We start from the raw sequence: 16,990 nt of genomic DNA, 5'->3' as shown, positions 1-16,990 counted from the left end.
CGATCCCTCACCCGAACCGCCGGCGCCACACGCGGCGCTGCCGACGGCTCCTCACGCCTTGTACAGTTCCCAGAAGCGGAAGATCGTCGAGGGGTCGAGACAGTACTCGTAACCGCGGACGTCGTCTCGGACGACGGCGTACTGCTTGCCCTGCCACACCGGCAGTACCGGCAGCTGCTCGGCCACGATGTCTTGGAGCCGCTCGAAGTCCTGGGTGGTGGCGGCGCGGTTGGTCTCGGCGGCGGTACGCGGCAGCAATGTAGTCGTGATGGTGCGGTTGGAGTAGTTGTTCTCCAAGACGTTGCCCTTGCCGAAGAAGGGGGACGTGAAGTTGTCGGCGTCGGGGTAGTCGGGAACCCATCCCTTCACGAAGACGCCGAACCTGCCCGCGGCCACCGCCTTCTCGTACTGGTCGAAGGGCAGCGAGCGCACGTCGGCCCGGAACAGACCGCTCGCGTTGAGCTGGTCGGCAATAGTGGAGAGCTCCTGGTCGGTGGCCGGGCCGTAGCGCGAGGGGGTGGACCACAGCGTCAGCTTCACCTTTCCCTCAATGCCTTCGGCACGCAGCGCGGCGGCGGCCTCCTTCTTCGAGGGCAAGAAACCGTAGCGGTCCAAGAACGCGGTATGGTGCCCGCCGATCCCGGCGGGGATGAGGGAGTACAGCGGGATGGCCGTGCCGTGGTACACCTGCTTGATCAGCGCTTCCCGGTCTAGTAGGTAGGCGATGGCCTTTCGCACCCCGAGATTGCCCGCAATCGGGTCCTTCATGTTGAAGACCAGATGCTGCACCTCGGCGCTGGTTCCCTCGACGACATCGAGGTCCTTCTTGCCGATCTGCTCGTCGATGTCGGCGATGTCCTGCACGTTCAGTCCCCGATAGGCGACGTCCACTGCGCCTTCGACCACGCTCTCCTTCAGGGCGGTCTGGTTGCCGTGGAAGAACCTCAGCGTCACGCCGGAGTTCTTGGTCTCGGCTAGTCCCTTGTAGTTCGGATTGACGGAGAAAACGGCCTTCTGCTTGTCGAAGGAGTCGAGCTTGTACGGCCCTGAGCCGACCGCCGTCGCCTCCTTGCGCAGTCCATCCGGGTCGTAGACACGGTGGTCGACGATGGATCCCGCACCGGAAGCGATCTTGCTGGGGAAGGTGGCGTCGGAGGCCCTGAGGCGGAAGACGACCGTCCGGTCGTCCGGGGTGTCGACCCGGTCCAGCGACTGCAGCAGCACCGCCGGGCCGGCCGGGTCGTTGATGCGCAGCACCCGCTCGAAGGAGAATTTGACGTCTTCGGCGGTGAGCGGGTCACCGTTGCTGAACTTCAGTCCGTCCTTCAGGGTGCACTGGTAGGTCCGGGCCCGGGTATCGGTGAAGAAGCACTTCTGCGCGGCGTCGGGCTCCGGCTCGGTTCCCCCGTTGGGAAAGGTGAGCAGGGACTGGAAGACGTTGTTGAACAACAGCCAGGACCCCGGGTCGTAGCCGGAGGCGGGGTCCACTGCCAGTACGTCGTCCGACATGCCGACCACCAAGTGGGGACCGCTGTTCCAGGCCCCTAGCCCGGTACCGCATCCCGTCAGCAGGGAGGACAACAGCGTCAGAGAGGGCAGGACGAGCCACTTCTTGCGTGGATTCACTGCACGTGCCTTTTCTGCAGGAGGGAGGACAGACGGGGTCGACGGGAAGGTGCTTCGCTGACACGCGTGCGAGCTCTCGGGAGGGACTGTGCCGTACGGCGTCCGAGGTCTCCTGTGAGGTCGGGACATGCGAGACACGTATGCCATGAATGGTGTCACAGCGAGACTAGTCAGCCGGTGCAAGTCGGCGCCGCGACGACGTTTTGGCGCCGCAATTGGAGCGAATGCGCCCTGAACTGCGGTAACCGGCTGAATATTTGAAGGCTTAGGAGCGTTTTGGGCGCCCTTCGCAAGGTGCGGGCGTACCCCCACCCGGCGGTCTGACGACGGCCTCCCTGCCCCAAAAGGCAGCAACGTTGCACTCGTTGCCCGGAGGCACGCGTGCACCGAGCGACCGGTTGCGACAGTGACGGCAGGTGAGCAGCGGTCCCACTCGCACGGGTGGTCACGGTTCGACGAAACCGCAGGTGAGCGGATCCATCGGGCCGGACCTCGCCCCGGGTTCCGCCAGGACACCGGCCCAAGGAAGGGGGCGTTCGTGACCCGCCGCGCCGGGCACACGTGTGAGGTGATGCTGCGCCTCCATCCGTGCACACGTGCTCGCATCCTGAGATACGATCCGCGACGGCAGCGTGTCGTCGACGGCTCTACGTGAGACGGAGCGCCGGACGGTGGGCGCGCGTGCCGTGATCTGCCCGTCCTTGCCGGTCCCACCGGCCGCGGCGCGTCGCGCCGTGTCTCCCGCTTCGGTCGTCCCCCGCCCGCCGAGAGCGGTCGGGACCCGGGCGTGGCCGGATCCGGCGGGGCGGCAGCTCGCCATCGTCCTGCCCAGGAGCGGGTTCTGCGTGCGCCGAGCACCCTCGGCGCACGGAGCCGACGGAGGCCGTCATGGATTACTGCGAATCCTGCCGGCGCCAGTTGAACGGCGCCCTCAACTGCCCGGGCTGCGGGACCGTCCACCGGACCACGATCGCGAACGCGCCTGCCCCGGAAGCAGTGGGCTCACCCGCGCTCCCGGCCGCTGGCACCGAGGAGCACCCGGTGCCAGCCGAACGGACCCGGCCGGCACCGGCACGGGCGCGCCGCCCGGAGCGGCGCGGTCGGCCCCCCTCGCGGCACCGGCGATCGCCGTACTCGTGGTGGGAGCCGCCGTCGGCGCGCTGCTGATCGAGTCACGCCTCACGGGAGACCGGAACCCGATGTCCGTGGACGCGCTCCTCCCGAGCCGACCGGCCGACACGGTGGTGGCGCCGCTGCCGGCGGCCGGAACCGCGTCGCCGTCCACCCCGGCCGGTCCCGCATCGGGTGCGGGGACTGCCCGGGCGCACCCGCGCCGACGGCGGGCACGGCCTCGGCAGACGCCTCGCCGACGCCGAAGACGTCCGGCAACGGGGCGACGACTCCTCGGTGGTGGCCTCCGACGGGATCTGTCTGACGGCCGGAGGGGCCGCCGCGTACGACGCGGCACCGCGGTCGCGCTCGCCGCCTGCCGCGGAACGGACGCCCAGCACTGGCAGACACTGTCCGACAACCCTGCGCGACGCCACCGGTGAGCGGTGCCTGGACATCGTCGACGCACAGACGGCCGCGGGTTCCGCCGTTCAGTCGTTCGCCTGCAACGGCACTCCGGACCAGGTCTGGGTCGCCAACGCACAGCAGGAGTTGTTCAACCCCCAGTCGGGCCGGTGCCTGGACGGCTCCCGCATGACGATCATGGACTGCACAGGCAAGGCCGGTCAGCGGTGGCGTCTGCCCACGGGCTGACGGCTCCCGGTCACGCTCAGCGGGGCCCCGCATCCCGCGGGGACGCGGCACCGTACCTGCGTGGCGGGGCCGGGCCACCCGTGCAGACATCCTCGAGCCGTTCGACAGCTCGTCGCCGTAGACGACTTCGGCCCGATCGACGCGGAGCGCCTGCGCGAGGCCCGCCGCGTGCTGGATGCGGGCAAGGCGACCGGCAGGAACACGCCGACCGGCTTCTGAGCACGGCCCCTCGCAGCGGGACCGCTCCGGCAGGTCCGGGCGGCGGCCTGGCCGAGCCGATTGACTGACACCGCCGACGTGAGCACAAACATTCCACTGACCGTTTCTATGGTGGCACCGGACGCACTGGAATCCGCCACCGCGGCGCGGACCCCTCGGGGGCTGTGCCGGGTGGCGGGGCCGGCGTTCGCACCGGGCCGGTCGCATCGGCGGACCGCCCGGCCACGGTCCGCCCACGTGAACGGAGCAGCGCGGATGCTGTCGATCGACGTCTTCACCAGCGACTACAAGCCCATCGCCACCACGGTGCCGGGCTGGGATACCCGGCAGCGGGCCACCTGGCCCGCCAGCACGGCGACACTCGTGCACGGGCCGCGCGAGGCCGCGCTCGTCGACGCGCTCATCACGGCCAAGGAGGCACACGACCTGACCAACTGGATCCGGGCCACAGGCAAGGTCCTGACCACGGTTTACGTCACCCACGGCCACGCGGACCACTTCCTGGGGCTGTCCGTCGTCCTCGACGCCTTCCCCGACGCGGTGGCCGTGGCGCTCCCCGAGGTAGTGCCCCTCGCCGAGGAGCAGCTGAGCGGCCCCTACCTGGCGTACTGGGAGTCTCTCTTCCCCGGGAGCCTGCCGGACCGGCGGGTGGCTCCCCGCCCCCTGGCCGACGACGTGATCGACATCGACGGCCACGAGCTGAGGCCGGTGCGGGTGGGTCAGAGTGACACCGACCCCTCCAGTGTGGTGCATGTGCCGGACCTGGACGCGGTGGTGGGCGGCGACGTTGCCTACAACGGGATCCACATGTGGCTCGCGCAGACGGACCGGGCTGCGCGCAGCCGCTGGCAGCGCGCCCTGGCCACCGTGGAGGACCTGCGTCCCCGGCGGCTGGTCGCGGGGCACCAGCACCCCGGTGTCGACGAGACAGACGTCGCCGGGATCATCGCGGCCTCCCGCCGCTACCTCACCGACTTCGACGCTGCGGTGGAGGCCGGTGACAATGCCGCCGACGTGATCAGGACGATGACGGCGGCGCACGGTGAACGGGGCAACCCGTACACGCTGTACGTCTCGGCCACCTCCCAGTACCCGGCCAAGGCAGCGGACGGCTCACGCTAGCGGTGGTTTGTTAGACCAGGATGCAGAGGTTCAGGGGTCTGCCGGTGACGACGGTGTTGATCAGTTCTTGGAGTGCTGGGGGCGGGGGCTTCGCCGTCCAGGCCCGCCAGTAGCGTTGCAGCATGGCCCGGGGCGTCAGCCAGCCACGGACGGCCCGGATGGCTTGGGGCCAGCAGGCCGGTCGGGGCTGCTGGGACCCAGGTTCTCCCCCTCTCTGCCGGTCCTGACGGTGCGCCAGACTCGGGTGGTGAGCCGACCGGAGCGGACCGGGGTGGGTCCGGCGCGAACCAGGTGTTCCAGCAGAAAATGAACGCGCAGTTCACGGAGGGCCTGGTGGCGGCGGATCGCGGTATCGGACCTGGAAGTCGGCCCAGCCGAGTTCGTCCTTGACCTGCTTGTAGCTCTGCTCGACCCAGTGCCGCAGCCCGTAGAGCCGTACCACCCCGGTGAGGTCGGCGGCCCGGTGCCGGCTGCGCTGCTCGCGGGGTGATCCGGGCCGGGGCAAGTTGGTGGCCACGTACCGGGTGGACGTCTCGGGCAGGGTGGCCGGGTCGGTAGTGGCCCCCACGAGCCGGATCACGCCCTCCGGTCCCCACCAGCCCAGCTGGGCGTCGGCGGCCCACCAGGTCGCAGTGCGTCCGTCACGGAAGTTGCGGGTCACCAGCTGCCAGTCGCCGCTCTGTTCGGGGCCGTGCCAGGCCAGTTCGCGGGCGGCATCGACGGGCCGGAAGGCGTCCTTGTACCCAGGTGCCATGGCCGCGTTTGAGGGCCATCACGAACGGCAGGCGGGCGTCGGACAGTTCAGCGCGGAAGGTGTTGTGGTCGCCGTAGGCGCAGTCCGCCACGACCGCCCGGAACACCACGCACACTGTCTTCGCCGCGCGGGCCAGAGCGGCCCCGATCTGCAGCTTGGTGCAACAGGCCGGGTCATTCTTCCCGCCGGGGAAGTGGTGGGCGGGGGTGTAGGGCACGGCATGCACTGGGTAGCAGAGGCGTTCGTCGGCCCAGCAGGTGGTCACCGTGACCACACCACGGTCGATCTTCCCGACCGAGCCGAGATACTGCTTGCCCACATGCGCCGTCGCGCTGCCGTCCTTGCGGTCCCCGGAATCGTCGATGACCAGCACCCCGCCGTCATGCGGCGCAGTGGCCGGGTGGGTGATGGCGATATTTGAAAATCCCCACCCCATGCTCAGGGTTGGGGCAAACCTGCTCAGTTGATGGGGCCTCCCCCTGAGTGGTGGACACGCTGATACTGGATCTGCTTGATCCGGAGGAAGCGAGAAGACCGCCGATGGCGATGAAGGACTACTCGGACGAGTTCAAGGCCGATGCCGTGGCCCGGTACGAGTCCACACCCGGGGCGACCTACAAGAGCATCGCCGCCGACCTGGGCATCAACCGGGCCACCCTGCGCGAGTGGGTGCTGCGGGACCGCGAACGCCGCGGTGTCACCGCCACGGCTGCAAAGCCGGCCGTCCAACCGGGGGCGGCAGTGCCGTCCGACGCTCCGGACGAGCGGATCCGGCAGTTGGAGGCCCGGGTGGCCGAGCTCGAGGCAAGTGAGCGCAAGCTCGCCACCGAGCGGGACATCCTCCGCAAGGCGGCCAAGTATTTCGCCGGAGAGACGAACTGGTGATCAGCCGCTTCCAGTTCGTCGACGACCACCGGGACACCTACGAGGTGAAGCGGCTCTGCCACGTCCTGGACGTGAACCGGTCCAGCTACTACAAGTGGCTCGCCGGCGCCGAGGCCCGGGCCGCCCGGCAGCACAAGGACCGGATCCTGGCCGAGGAGATCCTCGAGATCCACGGCGAGTCCGGCGGCGCCTACGGCTCCCCGCGAGTGACCGCTCTCGGTGACGCCCAGTCGGCGATCCAGTAACCCTTCTCTGCTCGGTGACGTGAGGAAAACGCCCGGTGCCCGGATGGGCGGCCCTGCCCGGGGCGTACGGCACTGAGCCGGCATGGACGTGCGGTGGCGCGGGACCCGGGTCGCGGTCGCTTTCCGTGTCGCGGCTCCCGGCCCGCCGATCACGCCGGGCATGTCATGCGCGTCGAATCCGTCTTACGACTGCGAAGCGGTCACCCCGGACGTCGGCAGCGGGCCCGCGGGCGGCCGAGCGGTGGCCGCACACGGGGCACCCCGCCGGATGCGGGAGGCGGCACACGGCGAAGGGATCTGCTGCTGCACGCCCCCCGCAGCCCCGGAGGAGCGAGGGTCGCCACAGGCCGGGGTGGGGCGACCGAGGACAGGCGCTTCCACCGGCTTCGATCTTCCGTCGCCGGTTATGTCGATTGACGGATGGCGCGGACCTCGGCGGCGCATAGCCTTGTGCCGTCCCGATGCGCAGGCCCGTGCTGCGGCCTCGTGACCCACGCCCGCGAAGCATCTTTCCGAGGGCACCGAGGACGAGTACCCGTCACCTCCACCCGACCGACCAGCGGCAGAAGGCACTGACATGCTCACCCCACCCGCCAAGCCCCACCGAACCGGTGGAGGCCGCCCGTTGCGGCACACGCGGTATCCTGCTGCGCGGCCGGCTCAGGTCCTTGCGCGCGGGCAGACCTCGGACCGGCTTCCCGGTCGCCCGGCGAGCGGCCTCCCTCCGTACCACACTTCCCCGCCGTGCGTCCGCGGACTGCTCCGGTGAGGCTTCGACGGCGCACAGCAGGAACTCGGTGATGGCTCATGCAGGGCTACTTCGCGCAGGCCCCGGAATCAGCGGCCATCCTCCCGGGCGGATGGCCCCGCCTGACATCGGAAGCCACCGTGCTCGCAGCGCCCTCCGGAACCCGAGAGAGCGGTCCGCCGACCCGGGCACTCCCCGTCACCCTCACGCTGGCGGCCAGTGACGCGCTCACGGAGGAGGGCGCCCAGGTGTGTCTGAACGCCATGGAAGGTGTGCGTGTGTTGCCCTGGGCCGAGCGGCAGGAAGCGCAAATCGGCCTGGTCCTGGCACACGAGGTCACCGCGGACACCCTGCGCGTCATAGAGGAGGCCGACGGCAGCCCGGGCGGCCGTCGGCTACCCGTCCTGCTCGTCGCGGACGCGGTCAGCGAGCGGCACCTGGTCCACTCCGTCTCACTCGGGGTGGTCGGGGTGCTGCTCCGCGCGGAGATCCGCTTCGCCGACCTGGTGGCGGCCGCCCGGGACGCCGTGCTCGGACGGTCCCCTATGCCCGCCTCCATGATTCGCACCGTGCTCAACAGACTCCAGGTCCTGGAATCGCAGCGCTCACGCGCTCCCGAGCTGACCCCGCGGGAAGTGAACGTGCTGCAGTTGGTGGCCGAAGGACTGAGCACGGCGGAGGTCGCGGCACACCTGAACTACTCCGAGCGGACCATCAAGAACATCCTGCACGAGATGATCACGCGGCGGAACCTGCGCAATCGCACCCAGGCGGTAGCCTGGGCCATCCGCAGCGGGCAACTGTAGGCCAGGTGGAACGGCCCGGCCCGCCGAGTGGACCGCCCGCGCCCCGGAAGGAAACGATGGATGACCATGATCTCCCGGGAAACACGTGTGTCCCGCAACCGCTAGGCTGGGGCGAATGGACGTCCCCGCCCAGCGGGCCGGAAATCCCACCGTGCCCGCCGTCTGGCGGCACCCGACGGCGGGAGCGCACGCTCAGGTGCCTGCGGTTTCCGTGTCGGGCGACCGACTCCCCCTTTGCCCACCCCAATCACCCCGGCATCCGCGTGTACGCTCCGCAGCGTAGCGCAGGCCGCTGCCAACAGGGTGCAACGAACGACAGGAGCCACCCACGTGTCGGCTCCCGCACCGGCTGCCCCGTCTCCCCTGCCGGCTGCCACACGATCACGACGCGTGGTGGTGCGCGGACCACCACCCGTGCCGCCACACTGGACGACCATGAGCTCGTCAACGCGATGCACGCGCGCTCCAGTCCGCAGTCGCCCTACAGCCGCTACCAGAGCGCCCGGCGCGGTCTGACCTTCGCCGAGTGGGCCGCTCTCATCGACGCCGGTCGCGGCCTGAGTCGGGTCACCCGCGCCCGGGACGCCCCGTCCGGTGTCCCGTCTGCTGCTCACGGACACGGCAGGCGTGGGTGAACTCGACATCCTGGTAGAGGACGCCTGGCAGAACCTGGGGCTGGGGACGGCCCTTGTGCGGTATGCCCTGGACCAGGCAGCACCTGGGTTTGCACACCGTCCTCGTGGTTACCGAGTCGTCCAACCACCGGATGCGCAGGATCTGCCGCACCCTGGGATCCCGTACCCTGCGTGTCGACGGCGACGTCATCGACCTGGCCCGGCCGGTCGCCGATCCTTGCCTCGTCCAGGAAGCCGACCGCCGCTGCCGTGCGTCCGCCCAGCATCTGGTCATTCCGTGCCCAGCCCGGTCGAGAAGGTGACCGAAGGGCTTCGCCAGCCATCCCCTCCGCACGGCCACTGGCCCCGGTCACCCGTCCCGTCCCGGCAACTCAACGTCCTGGCGACACACAGGCGACACACGCCCTGACGACACACACGTAAGGATCCGTACATGCCAGCATCGCCCTCGCGGGTGCAGCCGATCTCGTCGGTGCGGCCGCACGACAGTCACGGCGCGAGCGGGGCGCCCGCGGGCGCCGTCAGCCGTTGTTTCCGTGACCGGGTTGGACGCCCGAGCTTCGCAGGCACGCCGACAGCTGTCCGGACGCGGCGCGGATGACCGCCGCCGGTGACCCACGACCGGGCCTGGACGTAAACCCGCGCTGGCTGCGGGCCTTCCTGGCGGTGGCGCAGGAACGTCACTTCGGGCGGGCCGCAGCCCTTCTCTCCATGGGGCAGCCCTCGCTGAGCCGGCACGTGCAGCAGCTCGAACGCGCCCTGGGCGTGCAGCTGTTCCACCGCGCCGCCCACGGTGCGACGCTGACCGAGGCCGGTCGTCTCGTCCTTCCGGACGCCGAGAACATGCTGGCACAGCAGAGCCGTCTGCTGTGGACCGCTCGCACCTACGCGAGCACGGCCCGGTCGGCCCTGACCGTCGCGGCCCCGCTGCCGAGCGCCGCGGGCGGGCTGCTCGCGGAAGCGATCCTCCGGTTCCGGGTCGCCCGGGGACACGCCCGGGTCGCCGTCCTGGACCTGGGCGACGAGGAACAGGCCGGAGCCCTGGTGCAGCACCGGGTGGACGCGGTACTCACCTGGGGTCAGCCTCCGCTGGCCGGTCTGGCGGCCGAACCGCTGGTAGAGGAGCCGGTGATGGGCGTGGTCGACGCCGGTCACCCGTTGGCGTGCGACACCCTGATGCCCTGGTCGGCGCTTGCGGAGGATCCGTTGCTCTTCCCGGTGCGGGAGCGGCAGTACTGTTGGTCCGTCCTGAGCGCCAGGGCGAACGCGGCCGGTACGGAACTCAATCCGGTGCCCACCGCGCCGACCGCCGCTCTGGCCCTGGTGGCCGCTGGGCTGGGCAGCTCGGTTGTGCCGGCGTCCCAGGGCCTGGACGTCTCGTCCCGGCTGGCTTTCGTGCGCCTGCCGGAGCTGTCCGTACGGATGAGCGTCATGTGGCGGCAGGCGGACCAATCGGCGGCCGTCTCCGCTTTCGTCGCGGCCTGCCGGTCCGCCGCCACGCACTTGACGCGCACCCGCCCGGACATCTGGTCCCCGGTCCTGTCGTCGACCGATGGCTGACAGCCCCCGCCCCGGCCGGGGCGGGGTGTGCACCTGCTGACGGCGGCACCGTTGCTCCCGTCGGTGCCTCGCGGGTGTGAACCGTTCGTCGGCCCTTCTCGTGTATCCAGTGAGGTGGGCGGGCCACCACGACCCCACGGGGAGGGACATGCACGCATCGGCGGGGACGGCGTCCGCCGGGGCCTACGGGCATTGCTCAACCCGTCGCGACCTCCACCCGATGGGCGGGCAGCAGGCCGACACGGCGCCGCAGGGTGTTCAGGGCGTAGTGCTGACGTGATTTCACCGTACCCTGCGGGATCCCCAGTCGACGGGCCGTCTCACGCACCGTGAAGCCGTAGAGACACACGTGGACGAGCACTTCACGGTGTTCGCTGGACAGGCCCCGCAGCAGCATGAGGACCTCCTGGGACGCCAGCACCTCGTCGGTGTGGTCGGGTTCCGGGAGGTCCCGTAACTCCTCCACGGCGCTCTCGTACCGGACAGCCGCACTGCGCGCGCGGTCGATGACCAGGTTGCGCGTCACCTTAAGCAGCCAGTTACGCACGGAACCGTCACCCGTGCGCAGCTTGTCCGCATGGTGCCACGCCCGGATGAAGGCCTCCTGCACGATGTCCTCGGCCAGGTGGCGGTCCAGCAGCAGACGCTCGGCGTAGGCCACCAGAGCAGTTCGGTACTGCGCCATCAGACCCTGTACGTAGAGCTGTTGAGCGGGGGGTGGGGACGAAGGCGACGCCTTCGGAGCCGGGTTCATCTTCATGCTCGTCTTCTCCTTCGTGGGAGCGGCAGGCGGGTCAGAAGTTGACCGTCTCGGGGCCGCTGCGCAGCCGGCAGGACGGCTGACGGGAGCCGTCCGCTGTCGGGTCCCCGCGACGCCGGCGGCGCGGGTGTCGGACCGGGTGCGCGCTCGGTCCGGGCGGAAGAGGGGTCCTCAGGAGCTCGGCCGGGGCAGCGCCGTCACCGGACGCTCAGCGCCGGTGCACCCTGGTCTCCAGCGTTCCGGGCACCAGCTCCAGCAGACCCCGTTCGGGAACGCGCTGCCAGTGGGGAGCGGGCTGCGGCCACCCGGTCGAGGCGACGACGACGGCGTCAGCGGTCTTGCGGTAGCGGAGATGGAAATAGTCGGCGCCGCGACGGGCGATCACCTCGGAGTCGGGGTCGTGCTCGGCGTAGGCCAGCAGCGCGTTCGGGGTGAGCAGCAGGCAGTTGAGGCTGGCGGAGCGTTCGGCATGCGCCCTAATGTCGTCGGCGGCCTGGAGCACCGCCTTGACCGGATCCATGCCGTCGTCCGTCCTGCGGCGGATGGCCAGATGGAAGCGCTCACTGTCGGTGTCGCCCTCGGCGGCCTCCGGCAGTGCGGGGACGACTACGTCGTCCAGCGCGTTGACCGGGAAGAAGTCGCCGTTGTGCGCGAAGGCGCTGCGGTAGTCGCCGAACGGATGGGTGTTGGCGAGTGTGACGCCGGATCCGGGAGTGGCCATGCGCAGGTGTAGGAGCGCCGCGTCGGTGACCGTGGTGTCGAGCAACGGGCGCAGGCGGGCGTCCTGCCCGGCGGGGCGCGGGTCCTTGATGATGCCGACGGACCCGTCCGCCGTACGCCGGGCCACGCCCCAGCCGTCGGCGTGCTCGGTGGCGAGGGCGAGGAAGGGATCGAGATCGGGAGTGAGGAGGTCGGTGAGAGCTGCGGGTCGCCGGGCGACCACGCCGAGCAGTCGGCACACGTCATAGTCCTTCGTCGAGGCTTGCCGGGGAAGGGGGCGCGGGAGCCCCCGGGCACCGCTCGCCGCAAGGGCGGTTCAAGTGGCGCCGGGAGCCGCACCGGGGCACGGGAGGGGGCGGGACGGCATGCCCGCCCCGGCCTGCGTGATGCCCGTCATGCGGTGGGGACCGGGAGCGTCAGCGTCTTCCGGGCGTCACGGCGGTTGCGCCGACGCGGCGCCGAAGCGCGTCCGCGGCAATCGCCAGCGCGGTGTTGACCGCCACGAAGACCAGGGCGACCACCAGATAGCTCTGGACGATCGTGTGGTTGTACTCGCCCAGTACCTTGGCGGAGTTGAGCAGTTCGAGATAGCTGACCACGTAACCGAGCGTGCTGTCCTTCAACAGGCGGACCAGCTGGCCCACCAGGGCGGGTGAGGTCAGCCGTACCGCCTGGGGCAGCACCACCAGTCGCATCGCCTGCCCGTGCGTGAGGCCGAGCGCCTGGGCGGCCTCGTGCTGGCCGCCCGGCAGTGCCCGTATGCCAGCACGGAAGATCTCGGCGAACACGGCCGCGTTGGTGAGCACGATCGGACAGACCAACTGCCAGAAGAGCGGCATCCGGACGCCGATGTCCGGCAGGCCGAGCAGGAAGGCGTAGATCAGCAGCAGCAGCGGAACGGCGCGCATGACCTCCACGTACCAGCCGGCCGGCCGGTGCAGCAGACCGCTGCCGGACACCCTGGCCAGCGCGAGCACCGCCCCGATGGGCAGGGCCAGGACCCCGGCGACGAGGGCGACCCGCACCGTGGCCCACAGGCTGAGCAGCAGGTATCGGACGACCGGCCACTGCGTGAACAGCCGCCACTTGTCGGCGTCGAGCTGTCCGTGCACGGCGAACTGCCGTGCCGCCGCGCCCAGAAGGACCGTTAGCAGCGTCACCGAGGCCGCGGTGGCCCAGGCGATGCGCCGCCGGGTGCGCGGACCGGGAACGTCGAAGAGCCTGAGGTGCTCGGCCTCACCCTGCCCGGGCCGCGGCCGACGTGCCCGCCGGCCGGGGGTCTCGCTGGGCGGTCCGGCCGGACCGGGCTTGCGGGCGCGCGGCTGCGACGGTGCGGTGGTCATCGCCGCACCGCCAGACGTCCGTCGAGCACGGCGGCCAGGCGGCCGACCGTCCCGGTCAGCACCGCGTAGCAGGCGGCGGCGGCCGCGAAGGTGACCAGGGGCTGCGCGTAGCGCTGGTCGAGCAGCACCGTCTGTCCGGTCAGTTCGTCGGTGACGCCGACGGCCGCCGCGAGCGAGGAGTTGAGGATCACGGCGATCAGCAGCGAGGCGAGCGGCTGGAGCACGGACCGCAACGCCTGCGGGAGGATCACGGACGACAGGACCTGACGGCCGGTCAGCCCGAGTGCGCGGGCCGCCTCGATCTGCCCGGTGGGCACGGCACTGACACCGGCCCGCACGGTCTCGCAGAAGAACGCCGCCCAGTAGGCGCCCATCGCCGTCACCACGGTCCACAGCAGCGAGTACACGACCCCGGCCTCCGGCAGCCCGAAGACGAAGAGGGTGAGCAGGACGAGCAGGGGTACGCTGCGCACCGCGGTGACGTAGCCGGCCGCGAACCAGCGCAGCGGGCCCACCGGGCTGATACGGCAGCAGGCCAGGAACAAGCCGGCCGCCGCCGCCAGCAGGAACGTCGCGGCGCTGATCTGCAGTGAGGTCAGCAGGCCCTCGGCGAACACGTCCAGGTGCGAGGTGACGACGCCCATGGAGGTCAGCCGATCCTCGGCGGTGCCGGTACCGGGCCGGGTACCTTGGTGCCGATGGTGTGCTTCCACACCTCGGCCCAGGTGCCGTCGGCCTCGATCTTCGTCAGCCAGGCGTTGGCGAACTTCTTGAAGTCGGGCTTGTCGAGCGGCAGGCCGATACCGTAGGGCTCCGAGCTGAACTTCTCCGCCAGCACCTTGACGTCGGGGTTGGTGACCGCGTTGCCCGCGAGCACACCCTGGTCCAGCACGTAGGCGTCGGCGCGGCCCTGCCGCAGCGCCTGCAGGCACTCGGTGTTGGTGTCGAACAGCTGGATCTTCGCTGAGGGGGCCTTGTCCTTCAGCACAGTGGCGGCTGTCGACCCGGACTGGGTGGTGACGGTCTTCCCGGCGAGGTCCTTCAGCGTCTTGACGCCGTCGTTGCCCTTCTTGACCTGGATGGCCAGGCCGTCCTCGAAGTAGGGGCCGGCGAAGTTGACCACCTTAGCCCGTTCGGGCGTGATGGTGTAGGTCGCGAAGACGGCGTCCACGGAGTGGTTCTTCAGCAGCGCCTCGCGAGTGGCGGCGGTGACATTGACCAGCTCGGTGCGCGGCGTGCCGATGATGTACTTCGCCAGCAGCCGGGACAGGGCCGCGTCGAAGCCGTGGACCTGGCCGGTGGCAGGGTCGAGCAGGGAGAACAGGGCGGCGGTCTGGGTGCCGCCGACCATCAGGGTGCCCCGTTTGCGGATGGCCGCCGCAGTCGATCCTGCGGGCAGCGACGCCGCGGCGGCGGGCCGCTCCTTGGCCACCAGCGTGCTGATGGCGTCCGCGCCTGGCCCGGCCGTGGGGGCGGCCGGGGCGCCCGGTACCTTCGCGGCGTCCGACCCGGAGCCGGAGCAGGCGGAGACGAAGGTGGCGGCGAGGGCGACGAACGCCGCCGCTGCGCCACGGCGGCGCATGTGCTTCGGGGTTCTCGGTGCAAGGGGCATGAACGACTCCGGTGGTGGGCGAGGCATGGGCGCAGGTGTGGGGGATGCGTGCCACCGCCCCGCGGCGGGGAGGTGTGGTGCGGGGCGGCGGCACGCTACGGGTGGCGCGCTGTCCATCGCGGCGCGCGCGTGTTCACCCGTGGTCGGGAGGTCAGCGTCTGAGGACCTTGGAGAGGAACTCGACGGCACGGGGGTGCCGCGGTGCGGTGAAGAACGCGTCGGGGGACGCCTCCTCGAGCAGCCGGCCGCCGTCCATGAACGCCACCCGGTCGGCGACCTCCCGGGCGAACGCCATCTCGTGCGTGACCACGATCATGGAGGTACCGTCCGCGGCCACGGCGGCCAGTACGTCGAGCACCTCCTGCACCATCTCGGGGTCGAGCGCGGAGGTGGGCTCGTCGCACAGCAACACCTTGGGGTCCATGGCCAGGGCGCGGGCGATGGCCACCCGCTGCTGCTGACCGCCGGACAGCTGGGCCGGGTGTGCGCGCGCCTTGTCCGCCAGGCCGACGCGCTCCAGCAGTTCCGCGGCCCGGACCCGGGCCAGGGCCCGGGACATGCCGCGGACCCTGACGGGGGCCAGCGTGATGTTCTGCTCCACGGTGAGGTGGCCGAACAGGTTGAAGGATTGGAAGACCATGCCGGTGTCGGCGCGGAAGCGGGCCAGTCCACGGCCCTCGGCGGGCTGGGGCACCCCGTCGACCAGCACACTGCCCCTGTCGAACCGCTCCAAGCCGTTCACGCACCGGCACAGTGTCGACTTGCCCGAACCGGACGGACCGACCACCGCCACGACCTCTCCGGCCGCGACGTCCAAGTCGACGTGGTGGAGCACCTGGTGCTCACCGAAGTACTTGTCCACGCCCTGGATCCGTACCAGCATCCGCCGGTCACCGCCGGCGCTGGTCCCGCGCGGTACGGCCGGGCCGGCCAGAGGTGTGATGATCACCGTGAACTCCTGCGGATGAAGCGTGCTGTGCGTGCCAAGTGCTCCATTCTGACCGGACGTATGAGCACGGTGTCCAACGAAGATGTTTTCTGCCATGTATTGAAGTCACTTATGGTGGCTGCATGTTGGACGTTCACCAGCTTCGTGTGCTGACCGAGGTGGCGCGTACGGGCTCCTACACGGCGGCGGCCGCCTCCCTGGGGTACACCCAGCCGGCTGTCAGCTACCAGATGCGCCGCCTGCAGCAGTCGGTCGGAGCGCCGCTGGTGGTGAAGGCCGGCCGTGAGCTGCGCCTCACCGAGATCGGCACGGTCCTGGTCCGGCACGCCGATGCCGTGTTCTCCACCCTGCGCGCGGCCGACCAGGACGTCGCCTCGGTCGTGGCGCGTGGAGGCGGACTGGTGCGGATAGCGGCGTTCCAGAGCAGCTGCGTGACGCTGGTTCCCGAACTCGTCGCCCGGTTGCGCACCACGCACCCGCATGTGCAAGTGACCGTCTCCCAGGCGGAACCTGCCGACGCGCGGCGTATGGTGCGGGCGGGCGAGGCGGATCTCGGTCTGCTGTGCGACTGGGATGGCGACGACCTGCCCGACGGCGAAGGAGCGATGCTGCGCACCGAGTTGATGACCGACCGGAGGTGCGTGCTGATGCGCGAGGACGACCCGCTGGCCACGAGCAGCACGGTCGACCTGGCAGACCTCGCCTCCCGGGAGTGGGTGATGGAGTCCTTCCGGGACCGTTTCCTGGCGGCCTGCACCAACCTGGGGTACCGCCCGGTCATCGCCGCCACGATCGACGACGTGAGCGCGATCCAGGCCCTGGTCGCCTCCGGCCTGGGCGTCAGCCTCATGAGCGAACTGGCCTTGCACGCGCACCTGGCCCCCGGGGTCGTCCACCGGCCGCTGCGCAGTTGGCCGCTCCGGCACACCTATGCCTTGCTCTGGCCCGACATGGCCAGGGTGCCTGCGGTCGCCACGGTGCTGCGCGAGGTCCGCTCCGTGGCCGGTGAGCTGCGCGAACGCTTCGGCGGACCGGGGCCCTGACGGGCCGTGGGCAAGCCCCCGCCCCGGCGAGCACGCGACATCACAGTGCCAGACGCTGCACCTATGTTGAACGAGCCACGACGACCGGCCACGGAACCCGTACACACCTGTCTCCACACCCCCTCCGGACACCTGAGCTCGGCATGTCGGTTTTGGTAAAACCCTGACGTGGACGGCTGTTTCGATGCCAGCCACCTGT

At 70.5% G+C, this 16,990-nt stretch carries 16 protein-coding genes; 7 read left to right on the top strand and 9 right to left on the bottom strand.

Annotated elements, in window-relative coordinates:
• Nucleotides 1-51: 51 nt before the first annotated feature.
• Nucleotides 52-1,626 carry an ABC transporter substrate-binding protein gene (locus OG199_RS44680; protein ID WP_331728174.1) on the bottom strand — a complete coding sequence of 525 codons (1,575 nt, stop codon included), beginning with the start codon at nucleotides 1,624-1,626 and terminating at the stop codon, nucleotides 52-54.
• A gap of 1,305 nt (nucleotides 1,627-2,931) precedes the next feature.
• On the opposite strand from OG199_RS44680, the gene OG199_RS44675 reads away from it, so the two are divergent.
• On the top strand, nucleotides 2,932-3,390 hold the full coding sequence (locus OG199_RS44675) for an RICIN domain-containing protein (RefSeq protein WP_331728171.1): 459 nt from the start codon (nucleotides 2,932-2,934) through the stop codon (nucleotides 3,388-3,390).
• Between the two features lie 474 nt (nucleotides 3,391-3,864).
• On the top strand, nucleotides 3,865-4,731 hold the full coding sequence (locus tag OG199_RS44670) for an MBL fold metallo-hydrolase (protein WP_331728167.1): 867 nt from the start codon (nucleotides 3,865-3,867) through the stop codon (nucleotides 4,729-4,731).
• 319 nt (nucleotides 4,732-5,050) lie between these two features.
• Here the strand turns inward: OG199_RS44670 and OG199_RS44665 are convergent, their stop codons facing one another.
• Together OG199_RS44665 and OG199_RS44660 are read right to left on the bottom strand one after the other, a co-directional pair.
• On the bottom strand, nucleotides 5,051-5,485 hold the full coding sequence (locus OG199_RS44665; RefSeq protein ID WP_405835050.1) for a hypothetical protein: 435 nt from the start codon (nucleotides 5,483-5,485) through the stop codon (nucleotides 5,051-5,053).
• The gene (locus OG199_RS44660) at nucleotides 5,373-5,921 is read right to left on the bottom strand and encodes a transposase (protein WP_405834965.1); all 549 of its coding nucleotides are present in this window, start codon (nucleotides 5,919-5,921) and stop codon (nucleotides 5,373-5,375) included. Before OG199_RS44660 ends, OG199_RS44665 begins: the two co-directional genes overlap by 113 nt.
• Before the next feature lie 104 nt (nucleotides 5,922-6,025).
• Between OG199_RS44660 and OG199_RS44655 the strand changes: the two genes are divergently transcribed.
• From OG199_RS44655 to OG199_RS44640, 4 genes are all read left to right on the top strand, one after another.
• Nucleotides 6,026-6,370, top strand: coding sequence for a transposase (locus OG199_RS44655; RefSeq protein WP_405834963.1), 345 nt, complete (start codon nucleotides 6,026-6,028; stop codon nucleotides 6,368-6,370).
• A complete protein-coding gene (locus OG199_RS44650; protein ID WP_331728159.1) occupies nucleotides 6,367-6,615 on the top strand; it encodes a hypothetical protein in 249 nt (82 codons plus the stop codon). The genes OG199_RS44655 and OG199_RS44650 overlap by 4 nt, the downstream gene beginning before the upstream one ends.
• A gap of 888 nt (nucleotides 6,616-7,503) precedes the next feature.
• Nucleotides 7,504-8,169, top strand: a complete 666-nt coding sequence (locus OG199_RS44645) for a LuxR C-terminal-related transcriptional regulator (RefSeq protein ID WP_405834961.1) — start codon at nucleotides 7,504-7,506, stop codon at nucleotides 8,167-8,169.
• A gap of 1,232 nt (nucleotides 8,170-9,401) precedes the next feature.
• Entirely contained in the window at nucleotides 9,402-10,364 is a 963-nt protein-coding gene (locus tag OG199_RS44640) for a LysR family transcriptional regulator (protein WP_331728154.1), read from the top strand.
• Between the two features lie 196 nt (nucleotides 10,365-10,560).
• On the opposite strand, the gene OG199_RS44635 is transcribed toward OG199_RS44640, so the two are convergent.
• From OG199_RS44635 to OG199_RS44610, 6 genes are all read right to left on the bottom strand, one after another.
• Complete coding sequence (locus OG199_RS44635; protein ID WP_331728151.1) at nucleotides 10,561-11,124, bottom strand: sigma-70 family RNA polymerase sigma factor; 564 nt, start codon at nucleotides 11,122-11,124, stop codon at nucleotides 10,561-10,563.
• A 208-nt stretch (nucleotides 11,125-11,332) separates the two neighbouring features.
• Nucleotides 11,333-12,085 (bottom strand): class II glutamine amidotransferase, encoded by a 753-nt coding sequence (locus tag OG199_RS44630; RefSeq protein ID WP_331728148.1) that lies wholly within the window; start codon nucleotides 12,083-12,085, stop codon nucleotides 11,333-11,335.
• Nucleotides 12,086-12,260: 175 nt separating this feature from the next.
• The gene (locus OG199_RS44625; protein WP_331728145.1) at nucleotides 12,261-13,187 is read right to left on the bottom strand and encodes an amino acid ABC transporter permease; all 927 of its coding nucleotides are present in this window, start codon (nucleotides 13,185-13,187) and stop codon (nucleotides 12,261-12,263) included.
• Nucleotides 13,184-13,831: an ABC transporter permease subunit gene (locus tag OG199_RS44620; protein WP_331728142.1), complete on the bottom strand. Its 648-nt coding sequence runs from the start codon at nucleotides 13,829-13,831 to the stop codon at nucleotides 13,184-13,186. The genes OG199_RS44625 and OG199_RS44620 overlap by 4 nt, the downstream gene beginning before the upstream one ends.
• A gap of 5 nt (nucleotides 13,832-13,836) precedes the next feature.
• Nucleotides 13,837-14,799, bottom strand: coding sequence for a glutamate ABC transporter substrate-binding protein (locus OG199_RS44615; RefSeq protein WP_331728140.1), 963 nt, complete (start codon nucleotides 14,797-14,799; stop codon nucleotides 13,837-13,839).
• A gap of 151 nt (nucleotides 14,800-14,950) precedes the next feature.
• Complete coding sequence (locus OG199_RS44610; RefSeq protein WP_331728591.1) at nucleotides 14,951-15,682, bottom strand: amino acid ABC transporter ATP-binding protein; 732 nt, start codon at nucleotides 15,680-15,682, stop codon at nucleotides 14,951-14,953.
• Nucleotides 15,683-15,870: 188 nt separating this feature from the next.
• On the opposite strand from OG199_RS44610, the gene OG199_RS44605 reads away from it, so the two are divergent.
• Nucleotides 15,871-16,791 (top strand): LysR family transcriptional regulator, encoded by a 921-nt coding sequence (locus OG199_RS44605; protein WP_331728136.1) that lies wholly within the window; start codon nucleotides 15,871-15,873, stop codon nucleotides 16,789-16,791.
• Nucleotides 16,792-16,990 lie beyond the last annotated feature (199 nt).

This window comes from Streptomyces sp. NBC_01176 (assembly GCF_045039825.1).
Taxonomy (GTDB): Bacteria; Actinomycetota; Actinomycetes; order Streptomycetales; family Streptomycetaceae; genus Streptomyces.
Note: the sequence above shows the minus strand (reverse complement) of the source record. Positions and strands in the feature narration are given on the sequence as shown.